This is a genomic window from Dissulfurispira sp., from assembly GCF_036745535.1.
Lineage (GTDB): Bacteria > Nitrospirota > Thermodesulfovibrionia > Thermodesulfovibrionales > Dissulfurispiraceae > Dissulfurispira.
On the sequence record NZ_DAIOFX010000180.1, the window covers coordinates 1 to 1435 of the forward strand.

Consider the following 1435-nt stretch of genomic DNA (forward strand, 5'->3'; position numbering starts at 1 on the left):
GTGTCAAGCGTTCTTATAACCGGAGAAAGCGGAACGGGTAAGGAACTGATGGCGAGATGCATTCACCGATCAATGTTCGGCGACTGCACCCAATATGCAAGCCCTTTATAGCAGTGAATTGCGCTGCTTTGCCCGACCATCTTGTGGAAAGCGAATTGTTCGGTTATGAAAAGGGTGTATTTACAGATGCAAAGATGGACAAAAAAGGAGTTTTTGAGCTTGCAAACGGCGGCACTATCCTTCTTGACGAGATAGGGGAGATGAAGCAGGGTCTTCAGAGCAAGCTGCTGCGGGTGCTTGAGGAAAGAACCATACGGCGTATCGGCGGAAAAAATGAGATTCCAGTTGATGTTGTGATACTGGCTACAACTAATAAGGACCTCGGTAAAGCAGTAAATGAAGGAAACTTCAGGAATGATCTATTTTTCAGGCTTAATGCCTTTCATCTGTACATCCCACCTCTAAAGGAGAGACGCGAGGATGTCCCCCTTCTTGCGAGGTACTTTCTCAAGGATTTCTCTGAAAGGTATAACAGGAGGCATATTAAAGACTTTTCCAGAGAAGCGGAAGATATGCTTGCTGGATACCCATGGCCTGGCAATGCAAGGGAGTTGAAAAACCTCATTGAACGGCTCGTTGTGCTTGAACATGCAGAAACAATTACACCCGCACATCTGTCGCCATGGTTATCCATAAACACATCCGGTCTTTCCCATCCTGCCGGACAGCCCTTTGTCCTTCCCGACGGGGGCATTTCCCTCTATGACCTTGAAAAGGATCTTATAAGGCAGGCATTGGAAAAAACAAACAATAACAGGTCTGCCGCTGCAAAACTCTTAGGTATAACGTACGAATCCCTGAGGTATCAGATAAAGAGGTTTGGTTTATAAGTTTTTGTTGAAAACACCAACCTCCTGTTGCTTCCAACAGCACCGATCAATCTGCAATAAAACCCAAAATTAATACCCAATTCATAACTGTCTGATTTTTATCAATTATTTTTTGCCGCAACATAACCCACGCAATGGCATATCACTTGCTTATACAACCTCCGATGAAACATGTCCTGATAGTCGAAGATGAGGCGCTTATAAGGTAGTCTGTAAGCTATGCCGTCATAAAAGAAGGCTATGCAGTTACCACAACCAGCAATATCGAAGAAGCAAAAAATATCGCAATCAGCGGACGGTATGACCTTGTTATAACCGATATGCCGATGAATAACATGAAGGAGGTGATGAACCTCATTGAGGAGATAAAAAGGGCATCTCCGGGAACAAAGATCATGGTGCTCACAACTCGCCTCGAAGACGAAATGAAACAGGCTGCCGAGACAGGCAGTATCGATGCCTTTTACACAAAGCCTTTTTGAACTTTCTGAAATACGCAGGGCTGTAAATAATCTCCTGAAGGAAGTATGGCGGCACAGAATCAA

Annotated in this window: 2 protein-coding genes; both read left to right on the forward strand. The window is 44.5% G+C overall.

The window, feature by feature from the left end; translation table 11 throughout:
• The first annotated feature begins 56 nt into the window (after positions 1 to 56).
• Positions 57 to 890 (forward strand): sigma-54 interaction domain-containing protein, encoded by an 834-nt coding sequence (locus tag V7L97_RS12665; protein ID WP_333656551.1) that lies wholly within the window; start codon positions 57 to 59, stop codon positions 888 to 890.
• A 227-nt stretch (positions 891 to 1117) separates the two neighbouring features.
• Entirely contained in the window at positions 1118 to 1372 is a 255-nt protein-coding gene (locus V7L97_RS12670) for a response regulator (protein ID WP_333656553.1), read from the forward strand.
• Positions 1373 to 1435 lie beyond the last annotated feature (63 nt).

What these genes read in the sequence shown, in the direction of transcription:
- V7L97_RS12665 (WP_333656551.1), top strand. Translation starts at nt 57, where the DNA reads ATGCATTCACCGATCAATGTTCGGCGACTGCACCCAATATGCAAGCCC.